19 protein-coding genes and 1 pseudogene are annotated in these 23,691 nt (G+C 54.3%); 10 read left to right on the top strand and 10 right to left on the bottom strand.

All coding sequences use genetic code 11. The features are described 5' to 3' along the window. Positions 1-2: 2 nt before the first annotated feature. From FLP30_RS09675 to FLP30_RS09665, 3 genes are all read right to left on the bottom strand, one after another. On the bottom strand, positions 3-2,363 hold the full coding sequence (locus FLP30_RS09675; protein WP_149279648.1) for a TonB-dependent receptor: 2,361 nt from the start codon (positions 2,361-2,363) through the stop codon (positions 3-5). Between the two features lie 260 nt (positions 2,364-2,623). After that, positions 2,624-3,850 (bottom strand): NAD(P)/FAD-dependent oxidoreductase, encoded by a 1,227-nt coding sequence (locus FLP30_RS09670; RefSeq protein ID WP_149279647.1) that lies wholly within the window; start codon positions 3,848-3,850, stop codon positions 2,624-2,626. Next, positions 3,850-4,281: a 2Fe-2S iron-sulfur cluster-binding protein gene (locus FLP30_RS09665; RefSeq protein WP_246856643.1), complete on the bottom strand. Its 432-nt coding sequence runs from the start codon at positions 4,279-4,281 to the stop codon at positions 3,850-3,852. Before FLP30_RS09665 ends, FLP30_RS09670 begins: the two co-directional genes overlap by 1 nt. Positions 4,282-4,357: 76 nt before the next feature. Between FLP30_RS09665 and FLP30_RS09660 the strand changes: the two genes are divergently transcribed. The 6 genes from FLP30_RS09660 to FLP30_RS09635 all read left to right on the top strand — a co-directional run bounded on the left by FLP30_RS09660 (position 4,358) and on the right by FLP30_RS09635 (position 11,622). Then, positions 4,358-5,677 (top strand): aromatic ring-hydroxylating dioxygenase subunit alpha, encoded by a 1,320-nt coding sequence (locus FLP30_RS09660; RefSeq protein ID WP_149279646.1) that lies wholly within the window; start codon positions 4,358-4,360, stop codon positions 5,675-5,677. A 12-nt stretch (positions 5,678-5,689) separates the two neighbouring features. Continuing rightward, positions 5,690-7,126 (top strand): glutamine synthetase family protein, encoded by a 1,437-nt coding sequence (locus FLP30_RS09655; protein WP_149279645.1) that lies wholly within the window; start codon positions 5,690-5,692, stop codon positions 7,124-7,126. A 68-nt stretch (positions 7,127-7,194) separates the two neighbouring features. Further along, complete coding sequence (locus FLP30_RS09650; protein ID WP_149279644.1) at positions 7,195-8,019, top strand: IclR family transcriptional regulator domain-containing protein; 825 nt, start codon at positions 7,195-7,197, stop codon at positions 8,017-8,019. A 59-nt stretch (positions 8,020-8,078) separates the two neighbouring features. Then, positions 8,079-9,350: a lipase family protein gene (locus FLP30_RS09645; protein WP_149279643.1), complete on the top strand. Its 1,272-nt coding sequence runs from the start codon at positions 8,079-8,081 to the stop codon at positions 9,348-9,350. Beyond that, on the top strand, positions 9,347-10,834 hold the full coding sequence (locus tag FLP30_RS09640; RefSeq protein ID WP_149279642.1) for an amidohydrolase family protein: 1,488 nt from the start codon (positions 9,347-9,349) through the stop codon (positions 10,832-10,834). The genes FLP30_RS09645 and FLP30_RS09640 overlap by 4 nt, the downstream gene beginning before the upstream one ends. Continuing rightward, the gene (locus FLP30_RS09635; protein WP_149279641.1) at positions 10,831-11,622 is read left to right on the top strand and encodes an N-acyl homoserine lactonase family protein; all 792 of its coding nucleotides are present in this window, start codon (positions 10,831-10,833) and stop codon (positions 11,620-11,622) included. The genes FLP30_RS09640 and FLP30_RS09635 overlap by 4 nt, the downstream gene beginning before the upstream one ends. Before the next feature lie 40 nt (positions 11,623-11,662). Here the strand turns inward: FLP30_RS09635 and FLP30_RS09630 are convergent, their stop codons facing one another. Then, positions 11,663-12,145, bottom strand: coding sequence for an Lrp/AsnC family transcriptional regulator (locus tag FLP30_RS09630; RefSeq protein WP_149279640.1), 483 nt, complete (start codon positions 12,143-12,145; stop codon positions 11,663-11,665). 100 nt (positions 12,146-12,245) lie between these two features. On the opposite strand from FLP30_RS09630, the gene FLP30_RS09625 reads away from it, so the two are divergent. Next, positions 12,246-13,232 (top strand): DMT family transporter, encoded by a 987-nt coding sequence (locus FLP30_RS09625; RefSeq protein ID WP_149280318.1) that lies wholly within the window; start codon positions 12,246-12,248, stop codon positions 13,230-13,232. A gap of 48 nt (positions 13,233-13,280) precedes the next feature. Here FLP30_RS09625 and FLP30_RS09620 read toward each other — a convergent pair. Beyond that, positions 13,281-13,857 (bottom strand): annotated as a pseudogene (locus FLP30_RS09620) (TetR/AcrR family transcriptional regulator). Between the two features lie 214 nt (positions 13,858-14,071). Between FLP30_RS09620 and FLP30_RS09615 the strand changes: the two are divergent. The 3 genes from FLP30_RS09615 (at position 14,072) to FLP30_RS09605 (ending at position 16,343) form a co-directional block, all read left to right on the top strand. Continuing rightward, the gene (locus tag FLP30_RS09615) at positions 14,072-15,187 is read left to right on the top strand and encodes a metallophosphoesterase (protein ID WP_149279639.1); all 1,116 of its coding nucleotides are present in this window, start codon (positions 14,072-14,074) and stop codon (positions 15,185-15,187) included. Positions 15,188-15,443: 256 nt separating this feature from the next. Next, entirely contained in the window at positions 15,444-15,866 is a 423-nt protein-coding gene (locus FLP30_RS09610) for a hypothetical protein (RefSeq protein WP_149279638.1), read from the top strand. A gap of 36 nt (positions 15,867-15,902) precedes the next feature. Next, positions 15,903-16,343, top strand: a complete 441-nt coding sequence (locus FLP30_RS09605) for a hypothetical protein (RefSeq protein ID WP_149279637.1) — start codon at positions 15,903-15,905, stop codon at positions 16,341-16,343. 155 nt (positions 16,344-16,498) lie between these two features. On the opposite strand, the gene FLP30_RS09600 is transcribed toward FLP30_RS09605, so the two are convergent. The 5 genes from FLP30_RS09600 to FLP30_RS09580 all read right to left on the bottom strand — a co-directional run bounded on the left by FLP30_RS09600 (position 16,499) and on the right by FLP30_RS09580 (position 23,554). Further along, complete coding sequence (locus tag FLP30_RS09600) at positions 16,499-17,464, bottom strand: GlxA family transcriptional regulator (RefSeq protein WP_149279636.1); 966 nt, start codon at positions 17,462-17,464, stop codon at positions 16,499-16,501. Between the two features lie 20 nt (positions 17,465-17,484). Continuing rightward, entirely contained in the window at positions 17,485-18,996 is a 1,512-nt protein-coding gene (locus FLP30_RS09595; protein ID WP_149279635.1) for a succinate CoA transferase, read from the bottom strand. 297 nt (positions 18,997-19,293) lie between these two features. After that, on the bottom strand, positions 19,294-20,499 hold the full coding sequence (locus FLP30_RS09590; protein ID WP_149279634.1) for an MFS transporter: 1,206 nt from the start codon (positions 20,497-20,499) through the stop codon (positions 19,294-19,296). Then, positions 20,496-21,935, bottom strand: a complete 1,440-nt coding sequence (locus tag FLP30_RS09585; protein WP_149279633.1) for an aldehyde dehydrogenase family protein — start codon at positions 21,933-21,935, stop codon at positions 20,496-20,498. The genes FLP30_RS09590 and FLP30_RS09585 overlap by 4 nt, the downstream gene beginning before the upstream one ends. Next, positions 21,932-23,554, bottom strand: coding sequence for a GMC family oxidoreductase (locus FLP30_RS09580; RefSeq protein ID WP_149279632.1), 1,623 nt, complete (start codon positions 23,552-23,554; stop codon positions 21,932-21,934). Before FLP30_RS09580 ends, FLP30_RS09585 begins: the two co-directional genes overlap by 4 nt. Positions 23,555-23,691: the final 137 nt, after the last annotated feature.

Here is a 23,691-nt window from a genome sequence, read left to right as displayed (position 1 = left end):
TCTCAGAAACCGGCCGTGATGGTTCCCATGGCCATAAACGGGGTAGACACATAGTAAGACGGCGAACCCGAAGCTGCGATTGTAGAGCCCAGAACGCCTGGAGTTGCGTTGGCGTTGGACTTCACGCTGTAAACGCCTGAGAGGTAATGGTTGTTTGCCAGATTGACGATGTTCAGACGAAATTCCAGGTTCTTGGCTGGCCCGATATCATGCAGGCGGTAGCCCGCTGTCAGGTCTGCCTGCACATAGGGGTCGATTGAGGCATCATTCATGAATGTGGAATACTGCCTGCCCACCCATTTGATCCCTGCGTTACCAAAAAACCGGCCATCGTCATAATCAAGGCCAAACCCAAGCTGGTATTTGGGAGCATTAACAGCCGTTTTACCTTTTGTTGGCAGGTAATTATTGCCAACCTTCAGGTTATTGTCCTGCCGTGCATCCAGGTATTCGACCGACATATACGGGCGGAAGTGATGAATGGGCGCTGTGCCAATTTCAAAATCCACACCGCGGGCATGCTGCCCACCACCGTTCAACTGCGACGGAATCTGCTGGGTGCCATTATAAATGACCGTGCTGACAAGGCGGTTTGTAAAGTTGTAGTTAAAGAAAGTCAGTCGCGCCATCATCAGGTTTGACGTATAACGATAACCAAATTCTTCACTGATCGAGTATTCCGGCTTCAGGTTCGGGTTACCAACCTGCGAAACAGCCCCGTTATAGGTGCTCTCGAACAGGGAGTTGGAAGTCGGTGTTCTGAAAGCCGTGCTACCATTCAGGAAGAACTGATGGTGATCATTGATCTTGTAGGTCACGCCCACCATAGGCAGTGGCTCGGCGTTGTTGGTGCCAACATGGTAGGGCGTGCCGGGTAGCGAGTTTGTGCCCTGCCTGTTCACCATGGCCTCACGGAACCCGGCGGTCAGCTTCAGCTTGTCGTGCAGCAGAGACAGCGTATCCCCAATATACAGCACATTGGTTGTCACATAGGAGTGTGACGCCATCAGATAGATCGGCCCACCATTATGGGTGTAGTAATCCGTATCTCCCCATGGGTTCAGCGGTGCACCACTGGCATTGACCCGCCCATACTGGGAGAAGAGGTTGTCGTTTTCATACTGGAACCAGTACCCAAACGTCAGCGTGTTATGGCCAACCTTGTACACCATGTTGGTGTTGAAGCCGGAACGTGATGTTTCCTCAATATACGGCTGGTAGGTCATATAGGTGCCGGAGATATTACCATCCCCGTTCAGATCGACCTGATACTTGTCCAGACCACTATAGACAGCATTTTCCGAAACCCGGCCACCAAAGCCCGTGGTGCCATAGTTATAGTAGGTATAGGGCGTAAAGTTGAACGTCAGCCCCTTTGCCAGCTTCAACTTTGTCGGCAAGGACACAAGCAGAGCCTCGTAAGGGTTCTGGTGCAGTTTATAATAGTTGGTGTTGGTGCCGTTCTGATAGTTGGCGCTGTAATTATAGCCACCGGCTTCATACTGGGCCTTTGTCGGATAGCGATAGTTGGAAATATCAAAATCCGAGAAGGAAATTGTCAGCTTGCTGCGGCTCTCCGCTCCCCACTCCTTCAACGCGCTCAGGTCAAAATGGGTTTTGCCGTCATGCCCCGCCCCACGGGTATGGTTAGCCTCCAGATGCGACATGGACATGAACATCCGCACGCCAGAGCGCCCCAGCTCGCCAGTGTCCACCCGGATAAAACCGCGCGCCATGTCATAAGACCCACCAGTGGCATCTGCCATGACGTGGAAGTGGCGTGACGGATCGCGGGTCTGGATAAAGACCACGCCGCCCGATGCGTTGACGGTCGGTGTTGAAATGTCAGGAGCGCCCTGCTCCAGGCGGATCTGCTCCTGATTTTCCGTATCAGCCCATTCGGAAGGGTTTACCTGACTGTTATAGGAGCTGGTAACAGGAATACCTTCATACACAAACCCCATCTGGGAAGAATCAAGCCCGCGTACCGAAAAGCCGCCACCACCATACTGCATCCCAAACGGGTCGGATGAAGACGCATTAGCCCCTGGGGTCAGCTTGAGCATCTGGAATGTGGACTGTGTGGGAGACTGCTTGGCAATAAAGTCGCGCGAGACCGTGCTGGCAGATTTTTCGCCAGTTTCCTTACGGATCAGCCCCCCGCCAAACTGACGGCCTGTGACCCCTGTGGCAGACAGAACTGCACCGCCGACCACATCCAGATATTCGTTTTTATCGCTCTCCGCAGTTGTGTTTTTGCCTGTGCTGGCTGACTTGCCCGTTGCCTGTGTCGCCGCCATGGCGGGCGGTGCGATCAGGCTTATACAGCCTGCCAAAAGAAAGAATTTTCGACCACAACGCATTCCGGTCCTCCGTCGCCCCTGTTAGGTGAAAAATTTGCCTGTGAACAAACTCACGGAACACCACACTTGTTTTCTCGATTCCGTAACGATTCATAATCGTAATGATACGCCCGCCATAATGTAAAGTTTTTTCTATTTTTATTATTATAAATATAATTCCATATATTTTATAATATTATACAAACCCGCTTAATGCGAGAATACTCTCAACAACACCCAAACTACAGACTTAGAAACAGCTCTTTTTGTTCGCTAGTTTGTCATGAGAGTAATTTTTTCAAATCAAACGTCGCATCTGCACAATCTGCCGGATTGGGGGAAAGCCCTGCGGCCAGCATACGTCTTGCCAACATATGCAAGGACGGGTGGTTAACAGTTTCAACAGCACCCAAGCGTCCGGATTCCGAAAAATGAAAGAAAGATATTTTTCCTTTTTCGGATTCGTCTCTTACAACACAGCTCATGCCCGGCTCCCAGCGTCCTGCTGTTTGCAGTTTCATACCCAGCTGATCGGACCAGAACCATGGTACCGCCGCATAAGGCTGTGCGTCCCCAACAATGACCGAGGCGACTGCACGCGCCTGATCATGCGCATTCTGTACACATTCCAGCCGCAGCATCTTACCTGACACTGCATCCGGAAACCGGCAGCAATCACCAATGGCAAAAATGGAAGGGTCAGAGGTCCGGCAATACTGGTCAACCAGAATACCATCCTGGCACGCCAGACCACAGGCTGCGGCCAGCTCCTGATTGGGCAGAATACCCACCCCTTTGACCACAAGCGCTGTGGCAACCACCGCGCCCTCATCAGTCACAACCCCGCTCACCTGCCCTTCTGACTGCGCCAACCCGGCAACCGCACAACCAAGATGCAAAACAGTCCCCGCCGCGCGGTGTTTCTGCGCCACCAGATCGGACAGTGAGGGAGAAGCTGCTCGTGCCAGCAAACGCTCTGATGCCTCAAACACGTGGACATCCCGCCCAAAGCTGGTGCGTAAGGTCGCAGCCAGTTCCAGACCGACGTATCCCCCGCCAATAATGGCGACAGGCCCATCGACCTGATCAATCGCAGCACGGATCTGCCAGGCATCCTGCAATGTCCGCAGGGTATGCACATTGCCCAGAGGCTCATGATCAAGAAACGGGCGGCCCCTGCCCCCTGTTGCAATAACCAATGTTTCGTATTCAAGGCTTGTACCGTCAGCCAATATGACCTGCCGCAGAGCGGGAACAATCCGCTCAGCCCGCACACCAGCCTTAAGGGCAATCGCTTCTGTGCTGTAAAAGCTATCTCCCCGCAGAGCCAGATTTTCGAGCGGAGTTGCCCCGGTCATAAACCCCTTGGACAAAGGCGGGCGCTGATAAGGAGCCTCAGCGCCTTCATCCACAAGGGTAATCGCGCCCTTGTAGCCAGAATCCCGCAATGCCGCTGCACACTGCACACCCGCATGCGAAGCCCCAAGAATGACAACACCGCCCGCCATCAGAACTGACGCTCCGGCACTTCAATCACCATACCGTCCAGCGCATCACTCACAATAACCTGACATGCAAGGCGGCTGGTTTCTCGCCGTTCTGCGGCTACACCATCAAGCATTTCAGCCTCATCATCGGCTGGCGCTGGCAGCAGCGGGATATGCGCCTCGTCAATATAAACATGGCAGGTGGCGCAGGCACAGGCACCACCACATTCAGCATCAATACCCCGGATATTTTCCTGGATGGCAAGCTGCATGACGCTAACCCCCGGTTTGGCATCAATTTTTTTGACACTTCCGTCGCGCTGTCGAAAAAAAAGTTCAGCCATATTGGGAAACTCCGCAAAGGGGCCACCTGACAAAAGTGGCACCACATCCTGTTTTATTGTCTCGACCTCAAAACGAGCTTGCATAGTTTTTTCATTTCTTGCAAGCATATTGTTCACATAAGTTATTTATGTTCGCTAAACGAACAAACTTCTCGCACGCTATTCTTTCGGAGACCAGCCACCCATGATGAGTGCCGAGCAAAACGCACTGATAACCGAGGTTTCAGCAGGAAAGCCTGCAGGCAAACTGCTGCGCCACTACTGGCAGCCTGCCGCCCTTGCGGTAGAGTTGGACAGCACGCGCCCAGTGCGCCCCGTGCAGCTTATGGGACAGAACTTTGTTCTATTCCGCGACGAAAATGGAAAACTTGGCTTTATGGACAGGGATTGCCCGCACCGTGGCGCAGACCTTGCCTATGGCCGCCTGGAAGATGGTGGGTTGCGCTGCCCATTCCATGGCTGGCTGTTTGATACCGAGGGCAACTGCCTGCAAACCCCTGCCGAACCCAAGGGCAGCACACTATGCAAGCGTATCCATCAAAAATCTTATCCAGTCGTAGAAAAAAGCGGCATTATTTTTGTCTATCTTGGAGAGGGCGAAGCCCCGAGCTTTCCTGATCTAGACTGCTTTATTGCACCAGACAGCCATACTTTTGCATTCAAAGGGCTCATTGACTGCAATTGGCTGCAAGCACTTGAAGTCGGTATTGATCCGTCACATGCCAGTTTTCTGCATCGCTTTTTTGAAGATGATGACACAGATGCAGCATACGGGCGGCAGTTTCGGTCTGCTTCCGCAGAAAGTGACATTCCCATGACCAGGGTCCTGCGGGAATTCGACTGCCCGGACATTGCTGTCAGTCCCACTCCATACGGCTTGCAGCTTATTACCACCCGCCCAATGACCGAGGAGCAAACGCATGTACGCGTAACCAATGTTCTGTTTCCGCAGGCTTTTGTCATTCCCATGTCAAGCGAAATGACCATCACGCAGTGGCATATACCCATTAATGACACCAGCACATATTGGTATGCCATTTTTACCAGCTTCACAGCCCCGGTTGATAAGGAAAAAATGCGCGAACAGCGACTACAGCTTTACACCCTGCCAGACTACAAACCCCGCATAGGCCGTGACAATGACTACGGCTTTGACCCCGAAGAACAGGCCAGCAAAACTTATACCGGCATGGGGGAAGATATTAATGTGCATGACCAGTGGGCCATTGAATCCCAAGGGCACATCCAGGATCGTACCCGCGAACATCTGGGCCAGGCTGACAAAGGGATTATTGCCTACCGTCGGATACTGGTTGACGCCATTGAAAAAGCAGGCCGGGGCGAAACCCCGCTTATGGTGCTGACCACGGACGAAGCTGCCAGCATCCGCGGTCCCGCCACCATGGATGGTGTCTGTGATTCTGGCGATATCGAGCACTGGCACAAGGTCGATGCCCGCCGCCGCTCTGGCGCACCCTGGCAGACTGCTAGCACCGAACACTAGGGGACTATGGCGATGAGCTTTATTGAAAACCACACCCTATGGACCGATCGGCAGAAAGAAGCGGCCCGCGACGCTGAACAGCAGGTCCGCGCAAACAGGCTGGAAACCATCCGATTTTCCTTCCCTGACCAGCACGGTATCCTGCGTGGCAAGACACTGGTGGCATCGGCACTGGGGAGCGCTTTTTCAGCCGGGATCTCCCTGCCCTCCTCCCTGTTGATGAAGGACACGGCTCATCGCACTGTTATTTCCATTTTTTCGGCCCAGAACAGCACCGGCATGACCGAAATGCGGGGCTCGGCCGATGTGATTATGGTGCCAGACCCCACAACCTTCAAAATTCTGCCCTGGGCACCACAAACAGGCTGGATGCTGTGTGACCTGTATTTCCGCGATGGTCGTAAAGTGCCCTTTGCCACCCGCCATATCTGCCGCGATGCCCTGACCCGGCTGGAGGAGGCCGGTTATGGCTTTATGACGGGGCTGGAGGTGGAGTTCCACCTCACCCGTCTGGATAACCCCCGACTGGCAGCAGAAGATGCAGGACAGCCCGCTGTTGCACCAGATGTCAGCCTGACACACAGGGGCTATAATTACCTGACAGAACTGAACTACGATCAGCTTGCGCCCATTCTGGATATTCTGCGCACGAACATTCAGGCACTGGGTTTAAACCTCCTGTCGATGGAAATAGAGTTTGGCCCCAGCCAGGTTGAAATGGTCTTTAAAGTTGCGGAAGGGATGCAGCCTGCTGACGACATGGTGCTGTTTCGTTCAGCGGTCAAACAGGTGTGCCGCCGCCATGGCTACCATGCCAGCTTCATGTGTCGGCCACGTCTGCCTGATGTCATGTCCAGTGGCTGGCATTTACACCAGTCCCTGAAAACACTGTCTACGGGGGACAACGCATTTGTCCCGCCGGACAATACCGCCCCCCTGTCAGCAACAGGCATGCACTGGCTGGGCGGTTTGTTGCACAATGCTGCTGCGGCGGCTGTGTTTTCCACCCCCACCATTAATGGATATAAGCGCTATCGCCCATTTTCCCTCGCCCCAGACCGGGCTATCTGGGGCATGGACAACCGGGGCGTCATGTTACGGGTGCTGTCCGCCCCGGCCGACCCTGCATCACGCATTGAAAACCGTGTTGGAGAGCCAGCAGCAAACCCGTACCTCTATCTGGCATCTCAGGTCATTGCCGGGTTGGATGGGCTGGCAAACCAGATATCACCGGGCATTGCAGCGGATGAACCCTATGGCACTCCCGCCGCCCTGTTGCCCACGACCCTGGCCCGTGCCGTAGACGCACTGGAACACAGCTCGGTTTTCCGTAACGCCATGGGGGACTCCTTTATCTCCTATCTGACAGACATCAAAAAAGCGGAAATAAAACGCTATGAACTTGAAGTGTCTGAATGGGAGCAGCGTGAATATTTTGACATGTTCTGAGGGGGCGCCTCTGTGCTGCTCTGCTGTCTTTTGTGGCACACACCCACAGAATATGTTATGATTCCGATATGAAAAGTGAGGCAAAGGTGGCCAGAATTCTGACACGCGATGCTGAGGCACGCAAAAGCAATCCAGTTGGGCGTGACTTTTCTGAAGCCCTTGCCCGTGGCCTTACCATTCTGGCAGCCTTTGATGCTGACCACCCGGCCATGACCTTGAGTGACCTGTCCCGCAAGGTTGACCTCCCCCGCGCAACAGTCAGGCGTGCCTTGCTGACACTGCTGCACCTTGGGTATGTCGCTGATGAGGGCAGGCTGTTCCGCCTGCAGCCCAGTGTCCTGCGGCTGGCGGCAACCTACCTGTCCGCCAACCCGACATCCACCCTGATACAACCAGTCTGCGAACGGCTGGCACACACCCTTAACGCCACCTGTTCTGTCGCGGTGCTAGACAGGACAGAAGCTGTCATGATTGCCTATGCCTACCCACGCCGCACGCAGGCGTTTGGTGTGACAGAAAACATAGGCTTACGCCTGCCTGCATATTGCAGCGCTGTAGGGCGAACCTTGTTGGCCAACATGGCACCAGAACACCTGACCACAACCCTTGACGGCATGGTTTTGGAAAAAATAACCGAACGGACAATTACGGACAGAACCACGCTTGAAACACTCCTGAGCGCTATCAGGCAGCACCAGTATGCGCTGGTCGATCAGGAGGTTGAAGTCGGTTTTCGCTCCATAGCTGTCCCTCTGTTCCGCAGAGACGGCACAGCAATCGCTGCCCTTAATGTTGGTATCCGCCGCGAACAGGCCAGCCCACAGCAGATGGAACAGGAGTACCTACCCCATCTGCAACAGGAAGCTGACGCCCTGCGCCTGCAACTTCTCTAAATCTTTCGTGTTCAGGACAGTGAATTGGCCTAACATGCACCATCGAAAGCACTGTTGATATGAAAGCTCTTTTTTCCAGAACAACACTTCTTGCCCTGACATGCGTCCTGAGCCCCTTACCGGGGCTGGCGGCCACTCCGACACAGGATGTGTCAGCCTTTTACCAGTGGCAGGCACCCGTTGAGGCACCGCCCGGCACCATTTTGCGTACGGAGCCACTCAAGGCAAGCTGGCTCCCCGCCGACACGGGGGCAGCCTATCGTATCCTCTACAGCTCAACCGATGGCATGGACCCCAAGCGGCTAGTTCCCGTGTCAGGCTATATGCTGTTTCCCTCCGGCCCGGCCCCCAAGAAAGGCTGGCCTGTCGTTATTTGGGCGCATGGTACGACAGGTGTGGCTGATCGCTGCGCGCCATCATGGATGGGCCCGCGGGCGCGGGATACGGCATATCTCAACGCCTGGCTCAAGCGGGGCTTTGCTATTGTAGCCTCCGACTATCAGGGTCTTGGCACACCGGGAGTGCACCCGTACCTGCTCTACCGCCCGGAAGCCTACAGCCTGCTTGATGCTGGCCGCGCGATCCTGAACCAAAAGCAGTTTCCCGTGCGTAACACACTCCTGATTGTCGGGCAGTCACAAGGTGCGGGGGCGACCCTTGCCGCATCATGGGCATTCCCCCAGTATGCTCCCAAACTTGGTATTAAGGCGGCTGTCATGACGGGGCTGGTTGCCTCTGTGCATCAGGACCACCCCCAAAGCGACGACAGTAACGAAACCCGCTATACCACTGTTAACGACATGGACCCCGCCTTTGCCATGCTCCGCCTGGCGGGTAGCGACCAGGCCATTCACCCTCAAACAGACCCGTCCTCCCTGCTGTCAGACAAAGGGCGTGTTATGCTGTCTGTTTCCAAAACAGCCTGCCTGCATGACCTGTTTGACAAGGCGGAAGAACTGGGCATTCACAAAGGCAAAGACATGCTGGCCCAGGACATAACTGCCTATGACAAGGATATGGACCAGTATTTTGAACTCCCAAACGGGCATGTCACCATCCCTCTGTTTTTAGGCACCGGGCTGGCCGACGGTATGGCTGGCACCAAGGGTCAATATGATGCCGCAAAAGCCCTGTGCAAGGCAGGCACAACCGTGCAGTGGCATACGTACCCCGGGGTCACACATAATGGTGCCGTCAACTACTCACTCCCTGACTCTGCTGTGTTTGTCAAAGATGTTCTGAGCGGCAAGCCTGTTGCATCATCCTGCGACAGCCTCACACCCCCTGGCCCCATACAGTCTGCCCTGCCGGACATTCCTTTCAACAAATGAATACGTCCTCACATCCCACAGAGTGGGCGGTCGAGCGGCTTCTGCCGCTACCCGGCCACCAGCCTGTTGCCCACCAGCAGACACTGCACGCGCGTGATGGCATGATCACGCGTGTTGGTCCGGCCGGGGCTACAATGCCACAGGCTGGTAGTCTTGCCATGCCTGCTTTTGCCAATGCCCACGATCATGGTCGGGGCCTGCCAACACTGTCCTGCGGTATTCCCGACGGACCGTTGGAAGTCTGGATGTCCAGACTTGGGGTGGAACCGCACACACTATCTTTTTTGAATACAGCCTGTGCTTTTGCCCGCATGGCCTGTGCGGGCATTGGTGCAACAGTGCACTGCCATAACACACAGAACGGCCGCGCCCTGTTGCAGGAGGCTACGGGGGTTGCCAAAGCCGCCCAAGCGGTCGGTATCCGCGTTGCCTTTGCCGTGCCTTTTGCCGGGGCAAATCCGTTTGTTTATGAAAGTGAACAACGCTTTCAGGATATATTCACCCACCCGGAGCACTTCCCTGCTTTGACAGCCCCCCGGCACCGCCGCAGTCTGGAGGAAGGGCTGAACATTGTAGACGCTCTGGCAGAACTGGAAAGCCCCACTTTTAATGTGCAGTATGGTCCTGTTGGCCCGCAATGGACTGACCGGGCAACACTGGAGACAATAAGCGACCGTTCCGCTGCCACTGGCAGGCGGGTTCACATACATTTTTTTGAAACACGCCCCCAGCGGGAATGGGCGGACAGCATGTTTCCCGAGGGTATTCTCCAGTATTTTGACAGCATCGGCCTGCTATCCCCCCGGCTGACACTGGCGCATGGCGTGTGGCTGCGCGAGCATGAAATTGAATTGCTGGCAGCACGAGGGGTTCTGCTGTCATGCAATATTTCCTCCAACATGCGGCTGGCTTCGGGACTGCCCCCTCTGCCGACCATTTTGGCTAAAAAGCTGAAATTCGGGATCGGGTTGGACGGCATGTCGCTTGAAGATGATGATGACATTCTGCGGGAAGCCCGCCTGCTCCGTGGGATCATGCAAACGCTGCACCCCGGGCTGGATGGACCGGGCGACACCCGCGACAGCACGCCCCTTTGCTTTCATGCTCTTATGCGTGTGGGGCGTGAATGTATTGTCGGGCAGGATAACGGTGGAGTGCTTGAGGCAGGCCGCCCGGCAGACTTTGTTATCGTCAATACCCAACGGGTCATGCCCACCGCCATAGCAGATGATGTCCTGCCCGAACTGCTGCTGACACGCTTGACCCGACAGGATGTGCAAGCCCTTGTTGTCAATGGCCGCACCATTGTCAGCGACGGACGCTGCCAGACCGTTGATCTGCACGACATGGAAAACGAGTTACACGCCATTGTCCAACATGCTCTGGCACGCGGCACACCGCCTATTGCACCAGAGTGGGAAAACTCTATCCGACAGTATTACCGCGCACAGTTGCACACCCAGAACCGGGCACAACAGCGATGACGGCAGACAGTTTGGAAACAGACATCACAAAACTCTACATCTTACTGTGTGGGTATGAAGTTTTGCCAAAATCCGTCTCGGTTTCCGGGGCGGACCCGCGCTTTATGTTGTGTGAACCTGTCTGTGCTTATCTGCTGGAGACATGCCACGGATGGGTGCTGCTGGATTCCGGCCTGGACCCAGAGCATATGGAAAATACTGCAAAAAGAGAGCAATATTTTCTGTCATACGGTATGACACCGCCCATTGTCCGCCCCATGCACCGGCTTGATTACCAGTTGGCACAGATCGGCCTGACACCCCGTGATATTTCATGGGTTATTCTCTCACATCTGCATTTTGACCACTGTGGCTCCATCAAACACTTCCCACATGCCCGCATATCCGTTCAAAGGCAGGAATATCTCAGCGCCCTTACATCCTCCTGTAGCGGATACATTCGGGAAGACTTTACCCAGGAGACCATACTCTGGGACTTTAGAGACGGAGACTGGCAGGCGTTCCCCGGTCTGGACCTGATAACCACCTTTGGTCACACTGCGGGCCATCAATCCGCTCTTGTCAGGCTCCCTCATACAGGACCGATGATCCTGTCTTTCGACGCTGGTGATCTGCGTGAAAACTTTATTGAAGAACGCATACCCGGCTCAACAACCAGTGCGGATGAGGCATTACACTCCATACGGCGGATCAAGGCGCTACAGCATGAACTGAATGCTCAACTGGTCCTGTTCCACGACCCGCAGGATATTCAGACCCTCAAGCTACTACCCCAGTATTACGACTGACCCCAACACACTCTCGCCCCTTCTGGCGTGAGGTCACAGACTACGGAATAACAATGCTACTGCCCGCTTTAACGCGGTCCAGCGCGATCAGGGAGCGATACCGCGCCACGGACTCGTTCTGGGCAAAAAGGCGGCGTGTTATGTCCTCATAGGCTGTCATATCGGCGGCCACTATAATCAGCATAAAGCTGATCCCCCCGGTTACGTAGTAACATTGCTGTACTTCTGGGGCATCATGAAAGAGCATTTTGGCATTATCGACCGTATCCAGCCGCTCGTCCTTTAAATGCACCTCGACAATCGCAGTAATGCCCATCTGTACGGCATGAACATCCACGACAGCCGCATTGGCAACAATGATGCCTGCCTTTTCCATCGCTGCAATACGCCTTTGTACAGCCGCAGCCGACAGGTTAACCTGCTCCGCAATTTGTCGCTGCGGTGTTTTATTGTCTTTTTGGACAATACGCAGGATCGCGCGATCAAAGGGGTCCAGAGACCTGGTCGTTCTTTTTTTGCTCATCCCTGAGTTTTTGTTGCATTTTGACCGCCAATCAAGAGCGCAAAACTCACTTTTTCGATGATATGTCTCCTTTGATAAGGAGAAACCCATTGTGACCACCATGGAAACAGAACAGCAGACAGGTCATGCCCATAATATCCCCTTAGGTGTACTCTGTGGCGCAGGGGCAGGCGCGTTATGGGGGCTGGTTTTTCTTGCGCCAGAACTGGTGCGGGCCTTTACACCCCTGCAACTGGCCATAGGCCGCTACCTGACTTATGGGGCAATCGCCGCCGTTCTGATTATGCCACGGTGGCAAAAGCTGCAACGTAGCCTCAAGCAGCAGGACTGGATTGCTCTTTTCCGGCTCTCGCTCTTTGGCAACACGCTCTATTATATCCTGCTATCCATGTCCGTGCAGACCGGTGGTATTGCCCTGACCTCTCTGGTCATTGGCTTTCTACCTGTTGCCGTCACGGTTATTGGCAGCCGGGACAAGGGGGCTGTCTCTCTGCTCACCCTTTTACCGTCCCTGCTGTTCTGCGCCGCAGGGGCAGCCTGCATCGGCTGGGAAGCAATCGCGGCACCCGAGGCCAGCCGCCAGTCCATTATCGGCCTTGTCTGCGCTATTGCTGCCCTTGCCTCCTGGACTGCCTATGCCGTGGGTAACAGCCGTTGCCTTATGCGGCTGACAAAGGTTTCCGTGCATGAATGGAACCTGCTGACGGGGCTTGTCACCGGGGCACAGGCTGTGCTGCTGCTGCCAGTTGCCCTTCTGCTCGGCCATTTGCAGTATAGTGTGACACAGTGGGAACGCTTTGCTGCTGTGTCGCTGACTATGGCGGCAGTTGCCTCCATTATGGGGAATGCCTTGTGGAACCGGATGAGCCGCCTGGTACCGCTTACCATGACCGGGCAGATGATCCTGTTTGAAACCCTGTTTGCGCTCCTCTACGGCTTTGTGTGGGAACAACGCTGGCCCCGGCCGCTTGAAGTTGCCGCATTTTTGCTGATTGTTTTGAGTGTACTCACCTGCGTTTCTGTCCACCATAAAGAGTCCAGCAAACGGAGGCGGATCGACAACGCCCCTCAGCTAGCGCAGGGCTGAAGTATTCTGCCGCACTCAGCACGACCAGACCGACGCCTTGGCCGAGGGTTACAGCGGTGGCACCCGTGACCCGGCGATAAGAATATCAACAAGCCGCTTTGCACTGGCCTCCCACCCCGGCCCCGCCGCAAAGTTTGACACACCGGCCAGCGCACGCAGGAGATCAATCGGGGCGATATCCGAACTGATCTCCCCACTGGCAACAGCCTCCGCCACAAGTGTATTGATTGCCTCCTGCAAGACTGCACCAGAATGGGCGTAGAGCGCGGTCGCCCCCCCCCACCAACCCGTTAAGGGCGGGAGCAATCACCTGCTTTGCAGCAATATAGTCGACAAAAAGCCGCATCCACGCCCGTAGTGCCTCCACAGGTGGATGCTGTGCGGCAAGCACAGGTGCCGCAGCCGCCAGATGATCGAGTTCAGCACGGTAAACCGCTTCGATCAGGGCGTCTCTGTTCGGAAAGTGGCGATACAGTGTGCCGATGCCTACCCCTGCCTGACGGGCAACCTCATCCAGAGGAATGTCGATATCCCCTGCTGTAAATGCAGCCTTAGCCACATGCAGAAGGCGCTCCCTGTTGCGTTGCCCATCTCTACGCGGGCGGCGTTCTGGCTTGTCAGTCACGTCTGCACTCTTGTTAAACGGAGTGTTCCTCCGTATATTTCAACAGGAACACTGTTGCACATAAAAACCTGCATCCTTTTGCCGCAAGACTTCTGTAATTTTAAGTCCACAGAGTTTGCCACAACCATCACTGCCCCCACGTTCCACACCACTTTGCAGACCAGAGGAAGTCAGGCGGAAGCCCCCTGACTGCCAGAACAGGAGACTGACTGCTTTGCGTCTTGTTGTTTTTACCATCCCTCTGCTGGTCGTCATTCTGAACTGGTTATGGCCGCTCCCGTTGCCTCTTGCTCTTAAGGTTGTTGCCGCAGGTCTGATCGTTGTTGCTGCACTTTACCATTATTGGTGCCGCCTCTCTTCTGGTTCTGTTTTTGCACCAGAGTTCCCGCGCCCGCTCATTATTGCGTTCAACTGGGCCTTTGGCACACTCCTGTTCCTTACGTTTTTCCAACTTGGGCTTGATCTCTGTGCCCTGCTGATTGCCCTGGTCCGATGGGAGCCAGTGCATATCCCCACACTCGCTCGGCTGGGTGTGGGGGGCTGTGCTGGGGGGCTTGCCGCGATTGGTATTGCCAATGCCCTGCGTGTCCCCCCTGTCCACGACGTCAACATCATGATCCGGGGTTTGCCCCCTGCGTTTGAGGGCTACCGCCTTGCCCAGTTAACTGACATGCATTTAAGCAGGCTTTTCCCTGCCAGTTGGGCAGCCGCAGTAGTAGAGCGCACCAACGCGACAAAAGCTGATATGATTGTGGTGACTGGGGATTTTATTGATGGGTCAGTCGCTATGCGACAGGCAGATGTTGCCCCCCTCGCCCAGCTCCACGCGGCAGATGGTGTACTGGCAATACCGGGCAATCATGAGTATTTTTTTGATTATTCCGACTGGATAAACCACCTGTCAGGTTTGGGCTTCCATTTCCTGCTGAACAGTCACACCGTGGTTACGCGAGGGCAGGATAAAATGGTGTTTGCGGGCGTGACTGATCGCTCTGCCCCTCACCACGGACAGGCAGGCCCGGACGTAGGCAAGGCCCTTGCTGGAAGCCCTGCAGATGCCCCGATTATTCTGCTTGACCACCAACCCGGTGATGCCCGCACGGCTGCCGCCCATGGCGTTGCCCTGCAACTCTCCGGCCACACCCATGGTGGAATGCTCTGGGGGCTGGACCGTCTTGTGGCACGTGGCAACAACGGCTTTGTCTCCCGACGTTACGATGTGGGCAAGATGATCCTGTATGTCAGTAACGGCACTGGCTTGTGGCCAGGATTTGCCCTGCGCCTTGGTATACCGTCAGAAATAACCCTGTTTCACTTCCATGCGGGTTAAGCTTGGTTTCGAGACTTTCATTGCAACTATTTTTCTTTTACTTTTACGAAATTGGCCATACTAAAGCTGAGGTCTGCCCAAATTTGGAATGCTTGAAAAACCGGTGATTATAGTGCTTGGCGCCTGATTTTAGGTAACAACAGTCAGACCTGTTGCCGCCAAGCCCATATTCACGGTGCATGGTCAGGGTCAAACATACTTTATCACCAAGGCCCCACAAGAAAATATAAATTGTATTTAAATTGGATCATTAATAATGAAAAAGATATGTGTATTTATTTTTTTATTTTTCCAATTGAAAAGCATTGCCAATGCGGCTCCCAGCAATCGAGATTTATACATACAATGTTCTGACGTTTTTTTTGCCTCATCAGATATTGTTGTGTGCATGACAAAAAAACTCTCTGAGAGTGAAAAACATCTTATAAAAGAACAGAAACGAGTTTTGGCGCTCTTAAAGCAGTGGAATGTCGATCAAGCACTCAAAGATAACGCGACGAAAAGTATAATTGAAAGCAACAACGAATTCAAAAAATATAATTGTAATTTCTCAATGTCTCTTATGGGTGGATCAGTCAGCAACTCTCACGAAATTACTGAAAAAGCATGCCTGACAAGCCTGAATATTCAATATATTGAGCAACTTGAGGGAGATTTAACACTGATACAGAAAAAATGATTTTTTAATTACTTCATAAATTATGGAAAAAATTTAATGCTGAAAATATTCCCTCCAACAGTTTTTTTTCTCTCGTTAGTTCCTCTCTCTGTTTATGCAGAACCCAGCACAAATGACTTGTCTCAGGCCTGTTATCGCCAGTTTCAATCGTTATCAGATGTCAGCATGTGTGCACAAAATAAATTTAAAGCCAGTGAGCATCTCCTTTTTCAAATAGAAAAGAAGGAACCCAAGATGTTGGATACCTGGTTTGAGGAAGAGTATTTCAAAAAAGATTCCAGAAGATATATGCCGATAAGCAACAAAGAGTTTGAGACCTATAAATATAAATACTGCGCATTTTCAATGTCACTTATGGGCCATGCCAATGCTACCGCGCATGAAATTCGTAGACTGTCATGCCTGACAAGTCTTAATCTTCATTATATTTCTCAACTCACAACAGACTTAAAGGATACTCAGAAGAAACTAGAGTAGGATATGTCCTCCTACACATCAAACGTGTCGCAGGTGATATTTCAGTCCTTCAGCATGACCTGGAGGCTACCTTGCCCATCTAAAACTCTGACAGCCATTTCTCGCCATCCAGTCTTCCACTTGATGCATAATTTTATTCTTTTTCAGTCGAGCTTTTAGACCAACTTCCCAAAGCGTTTTCTATATTCTGCAGGGGTAATCCCCAGATGACGCTGAAAAACGCGTCGCAGTGTCCGCACAGACCCAAAACCCGCATCTGCGGCCACAACCTTTGGGGGACTACGCCCTTCTTCCAAAAGAGTGCGGGCGACAGCCAGACGGGTCTGTTCAACCCACTGGGCAGGAGACAGACCGGTTTCCTGCGTGAAAAGCCGAGTGAGTTGTCGGCGCTCCAACTGCACCATAGCCGCCATCACCTCTACGCCATAGTCCGCCGTCGGCTGCTGCATAATGCGCCGTTGTAGCGATTGCAGGGCCGAACGCCCTGCGGGAGAGAGTGTTTTCTGGCGGCTGTATTGCAACTGCCCTCCTGGCCGCTTGTAAAAAAGCACAAGCTGCCGGGCAACATCACGCGCTATACCCTCCCCCAAATCCTCTCGGACCAAGGCAAGGGCAAGATCCAGCCCGGAGGAAACACCTGCTGCGGTGCGTAAAGGACCATCTTCTTCCACAATGGCATCTGCATTGACGTCCACAGTCGGAAAACGCTGTCGGATCTGTTCAACATCAGCCCAATGCGCGGCAATTTTTTGCATATCCAAAAGGCCGGTGGCAGCTAATGCAAATACCCCTCCACATATTGAACCAAACCGTCGTGCCTGACCGGCATGGTGGAAAAGCCATGCCGTATACCTAGGATCGGGCTCTTGGCGGGCAGCGTCGGGCGCACCTGCGACCAATAATGTATCGATTGTTACGCCGCCAACTTCATTCAGAAGGTAATCGGCCTGCACAGTCAATCCACACGAACTGCGAATAATTTTCTGCGGTGCGACAATAACGGACTTATAAAACTGGCTACCATGCAGTGTGTTGGCCTCAGCAAACACATCTGCCGGACCTGCAATGTCCATCAGTTGCACACCATCGTTGACGGCAAAAACGATCACGAGTTCTGTCATGGCCACTCCTGCTCGACAGCTTAGACCGCCATGCTCCCCGTTTCCATATACCGTTGATGCCATGCCAGTGCTGTTGGCAAATGGTGCGGAATATGTTGCCCAAAGGCGTGTTGACGCGCCTGATCGAAATAGTCCTGCAACAACGGCCGATAATCAGGATGGGCACAGTGATTGATAACCGCCCGAGCCCGCTCTACCGGGGCCAAGCCGCGCAGGTCGGCAATGCCCTGTTCAGACACGATAACCTGTACATCCTGCATAATATGGTCTGTATGTGGAACCATGGGGACGAATGCAGAAATCTTTCCATTCTTTGCCGTAGAGGGAGACACAAAAATGGAAAGAAAGGCATTCCGTGCAAAATCCCCAGAACCACCAATACCATTTTGAATTTTGGACCCCATGATACAGGTTGAATTGACTGCACCGTAAATATCCGCCTCAATCATTCCATTCATGGCAATAATACCCAGCCGCCGGATCAACTCCGGGCTGTTGCTGACTTCCTGCTGTCTGAGGATAATTTTCTCCCTGAAAAAGGCTGCATTATCATTAATCCGTTGCGCGGCCTCCGGGCTGAGGGAAAAGGATGAAGCGGCAGCCACGCTCATCCGCCCGCTCTCAAGCATGGACAGCATACCATCCTGAATAACCTCACTAAATCCAGTCAGATTTTCAAACTGGCTGTTATTCAGCCCTTCCAGGACGGCATTGGCAATGTTCCCAACACCACTCTGAAGCGGAAGCAGCGACGCAGGAAGCCGTCCTTTCTTGACTTCATACTGTAGAAAATCAAGCACATGACCTGCAATCTGCCGTGCTGTCTCATCCGGTTGAGCAAATGGAGCGTTGCGGTCTGGCTCATCCGTGATGACAACAGCCGCCAGACAGTCCCGATTGATCGGCAGCGTTGTCGCACCAATGCGATCTGCCGGGTGCCTTAGGGGGATAATCCGGGTTTCCGGTGGCATGTGCACATCTGACCAGATGTCATGAATCCCTGCCAGTTCCGGGTTTTGCCAGGTATTGATCTCAACAATAATTTTATCAGCACTCTGCACCCAGGTTGGGCTGTTGCCTACTGACGAACTTAAAATCAAATGTCCTTCAGCCGTGACAGCAATAGCCTCGATAATAGCCACATTTGGCTGGCCATATTGGCCCTGCCGGGCCTTCTGCGCGACCTGTCCCAGATGCGTATCCAGATAGAGGGTGCTGCCGTCATTAATACGCGCCCGCATGGCGCTATCCCCATTATAAGGGGCACGAAAAGCAACGCCATTGGCCTGTGCCAATGCCCCATCCAACTGTGGACCGGTTGAAGCCCCGGTTAACAAACGGATGGAAAATACCTCCCCCGCACCATGGGCCGCAGTCATGCGCCGGGCAAGCGCCTCTGGCACCGCTTTGGGGTAGCCTGCACCTGTAAAACCACTGGTCACGACAAGGTCGTTATGGTGGATCAGTCTGGCAGCATCCTCCGCACTCATAACCCGTGCGGCAAAATCTTTGTTCTGTATGCGGTCTTTCATGATTTTTCTCATTGAATGAAGCAAGTGAGCATCATGATGGAAAAGTCAGGCAGGAAGCCGCAACGGGAATGATAGACCTGCAAAAACGTATCTTGGACCATAATGGGACATGCAAGCCCACGTTGCTGTGTCCGCTGGTAACATTTCGTGCACGTAACTCGTACTTGGCACAGAGGTAATGTGGCCCAGATTAGAAAAATGCCAACTTGGCAGAAATGGCGGCAAACATTCCTGCATGGGAATACGTGCCGCCATTATCATCTCCTTGAAGCCACATAGTGTGACTTCCTGCGTGTTTTATAGTTCAGCCGGAACACCTTGTGTAAAAACCGTCCCCTGCTCTCCCTGCCCGCCTATCCCGCGCGCCAAGACAAGTGGCAAGACGTTGATGGCAACAATGACGGCTGCAAAAACAAACAAGGGAGCATCATCCAAGAGCGCCAGCACAACCGGCGGCCCGACAAACATGCCAATATAAAGCATCTGGCTGACAATACCGCCGGTTGACCCCATCAGATCCTCACTAGGGGCAACATGAGGAATGCGCGAAATCAGCCATGCCATCTGGATACCATTGCCGACGCTGGACAGCACAGATACCCCAAGGGCGACAGGGACAGCCACCCACGGCAGAAAGACAATAATCCCCCCCACTGAGGCTATGACACACCCCGTCAAAGCCACCAGATGTTCCCGCCCTTTGTGGCTTAAAACACGACCGCACACATAGCTGGACGCAATCATCAGAATAACACTGGCCAGAAAGGTCTGCCCAATCAGAACCGGTGCCACACCACGACGGGCGATAAAGTAGGACTGCGACGCTGTTGCCAGCCCAAGGTCGAGAATGCACAGCAGACCTAGTGCCACACTCAGCCGAATGACAGAACGGTTGCGATAAATACCAAAAACCGCGCCTATTCGAATATCAGGCCGCTTCACAGCCCCATCCCGCCGGGGAACAAACGGGATAAACAGCAGCCCTATGGCAAGGATGGCAGCATGGGCCTGAAACACCAGCCGCCACCGGTCCTCTGCTACCAGCGGTGCGGCAAACAGCACGGCCAACGCCCCACCCGTTGGTGAGGCCACCGACCATAGCGCCAGCGCCCGAACCCGCCGAGGCCCCTGATTAGACCGGATCAACAGCGACAACGCCGACAGCACAACCAGAATATACCCAGCGCCTTCAATCACACGCAGGCCTATCAGCACACCAAAATGGCTGGTCTGTGACACCAGAAACCCCGCAACAGCAGCCACAAACAGGCCTTGTGCCAGGGAACGTCTTTCCCCCCAGCGGTCAACCAGCCAGCCAACCACAGGCGCCGCAACAGCAGCAACAAACGCCACCGACGACACCACCCAACTGGCCTGCGCGACAGAAATGCCAAAGTCATGCGCAATATCAACAGGCATGGACAGGGTCTTGCCATGGCAGGCTGCAATGGCCACCCCGTAAACAAGAGCCAGCACTGAATACCACAGAGATGTCCGGTTCATGCGTTTGTCTCCGGCACTGGCCCATAAAGGGTCCGGATATTCAAATAGGACTCATAACCGCTTTGCCCGCCTTCAACCCCCAGACCGCTTGCGCCAAACCCGGCCTTGGGCGCACCGGGCACAACGTTTCCATGCCCATTGACCCACAGCAGGCCAGAGCGGAGCTGTGCCCCAACGGCTGCGGCCCGCGCCGTGTCAGCACTCCAGACCGAGGCACCAAGCCCATAGCGGGTGTTGTTGGCGCGTTGGATAACGTCCTCGGTATCAGCAAAGCGCAATACGGGCAGAACTGGCCCAAACTGTTCCTCAGCCACAAGGCGGGAATCTTCGGCAAGGTTTGTCACAATCGTCGGTGGGTAAAAGAAACCCGGCCCGGCCAATGCCTCACCACCCGAATGAATGATCGCACCCTGTGCACGGGCTTCTGACACCAACGTCTGAATATGAAGGAACTGCGCCTTAGTCGTCAGCGGTCCCAGCTCTGCCGTTGGGTCTGCGGGGCCACCCAGACGTGTGCGCTGGGCACGCTCTGCAAGGCCTGCAACCACGGTATCGTATAGCGAGTCATGAACATACAGCCGTTTGATGGCAAAGCATATTTGCCCGGAATTGAAAAAACTACCCCAGAACAGACGCTCTATAACATCCTGCGGGTTCACATCCTCAAACACAATGGCAGGGTCATTACCACCCAGCTCGGCTGTGACTGGCACCACACGGGCTGCCGCGCTGCCAAGAATACGCTGCCCTGTTGCCACACTGCCCGTAAAGCTGATCTTGCTGACAAGCGGGTGCGCTACAAGCTGCTCGCCTGTCTGCGCTCCCCCGGCCAGAATACTCAACACCCCGTCTGGAAAATGCCCACGGATCAGCCTGCCAATCAGCACTGTGGACAGTGGCGTGTATTCCGAAGGCTTGGCCACTACGGTATTCCCGGCCCGAAGTGCATCCGCGATTTTTTGGAACAAGAGGATAAGCGGCACATTCCACGGGCCAATGGCAGCCACAACCCCATACGGCACATACACTGGCTGGGCTTGCAGTGCTCCATATCGCACTGGCTCCAGCACAGGGGTGGAGCGTGCCGCAGCACCACCAAGCAGACCAATGACTGCCTGTACCTCAATCCGGGCAAACGCGAGGGAATGCCCGGTCTCCCGCGCCAGCAAGGCTGCCAATTCCTCCACATGCCCCCCAAGGGTTGCAGCTGCGGCCTGTAATGCCTGTACCCGCTGCCCCTCTGACGCCGCCCATGCTGGAAAAGCCTGAGCCGCACGTGTCACGGCCCAATCGACAATGGCGGCATCGGCCACAACAGTAGACCCAATGTTTTGGCCAGTCGCAGGGTCATAAACGGGTAGAAATGTACCTTCATCCCTCTCCTCATGTCCGATAATTATGGGGAGATGGATCGAGTTTTCTGGTGTCGCGTTCATACGGCCCCTCCTGCGGTTTGGGCTGTGTGCCGGATCAGATCGGCCACTTTTTCTGCTACAGCAATGGTCGGAAGGTTGGTGTTGGCTGTTGGAATTGTCGGAAAAAGTGACGCATCGCCCACGCGCAGGTTGGCAATACCAATCAGGCGGGCGTTTCTATCCACCACAGCCAGAGGATCATCCTGCCGCCCCAGACGGGCTGTGCCTGATGCATGCCACAGCCCTTTGACAGCACTGCGGAAATAGTCATCAAGCTGCTCTTCATCCGCCAGCACATCCCGCAGCGGCAGCACAGCGCCAGTGCCTGCTGCCCCAAGGCGCAAACGCCCAAAATGCACATGCGGGACGTACCAGTCCTGCCCAAGCGCGCCTGTTACCCCCAAACCTGCAATAAACTCAAGGCCTCGCTTGAGCCTTTCCCGATCACTCGGGTCAGATAGGAGGTTAAAGCGCACATCCAGCCCCGATGCCTGCTCGGACGAAAGAGTGACCTCCCCGGTTGAGACTGACTTGTTGACCCAGGTGATCAGGTGCCCCACAGGTGCTGGCACAGGGGCCACCCCAACCCCCAGAAACATGTCCGTCGGCAGCGCCGCATCCACGCCGGAGGAATACCGCAGGCCCAGAAAATGAGCAGGCACCTCCGCCTTAGCCAGCGCCTGACTCTGGGGAATACCAGTTGTCAGGCTCAGAGCCGGGTGGTCACGCAGGTTACGCCCCACCCCTTCCCTGACATGGGAGATTGCAATGCCAGCCTTACGCAGCCCTGCCTCTGGCCCAATGCCAGAACGCAGCAAAATAGCTGGGGTATGCAGCGCCCCTGCTGTCAGAACAACCTCCCCCCGCGCAGGAATGGTCACCTTCTGGCCCGCGATGCTGGCAATGACGGAACCGACCCGCCCGTTCTCAACAACAAGGCGTTCAACCTGCGCCTCGCCAACAATACGCAGGTTGGGTCGGCTACGCGTTTGTCCGTCTAGATAAGCCAGTGCAGCGGATGAGCGCCTGCCATCCTTGCTGGAAATACCAGGCCTGAAAAAACCATCGACAAAGGCACCATTCACATCTCCGATGTCGCGATATCCCAGTTCCTCCAAAGCCTCACGGCCCTGCTCAACAAAACCGGGCCAAGTGGCATAATCATTACGAGTTATGTGGATGGGTCCATCCTTGCCATGCAAGGGGCCATCATAATCATGATCATGTTCGAGCTTTTTGAAGTATGGTAGAAGGTTTTCCCAGTTCCACCCGACTGCTCCTGCCTGCTCCCACTCATCATAATCACGCGGCAGACCACGATTGGCCGCCATGACGTTGATGGATGACCCTCCACCAATCACGCGGGCCTGCTCGTAAAATGCACGCTCTGCCGTGTCTTTTACAAACTGTGCCTGAAGCTCTGTCCACGTATAACGGTCCGCATGGCGGATCGCACTGGTCATATCCACGCCATCTGTTATGTCATCAGGCGTTGTGTCAGGCGTAAAATCAGGTCCGGCTTCTAGAAGCAGTACCGTGTTCTTACCATCCTCCGAGAGCCGTGCCGCAATAACGGACCCCGCACTGCCACCGCCAATAATAATATAGTCATACTCAGTCTGTTCCAGATCGCGCACCATAATGGGCTCCTGCCTCTCTTACTTTTAGCCTGACAGTTCTTGTTTTATTAGACGTCGTGAGTGCTGGAACAACATCGGCCGCCATACCATGGGCAATACATGCCCAAGTTTTTGGCTCCTGTATGAAAATGAGCAAT

The organism is Acetobacter vaccinii, assembly GCF_008365315.1.
In the GTDB taxonomy this organism is placed as follows: domain Bacteria; phylum Pseudomonadota; class Alphaproteobacteria; order Acetobacterales; family Acetobacteraceae; genus Acetobacter; species Acetobacter vaccinii.
Note: the sequence above shows the minus strand (reverse complement) of the source record. Positions and strands in the feature narration are given on the sequence as shown.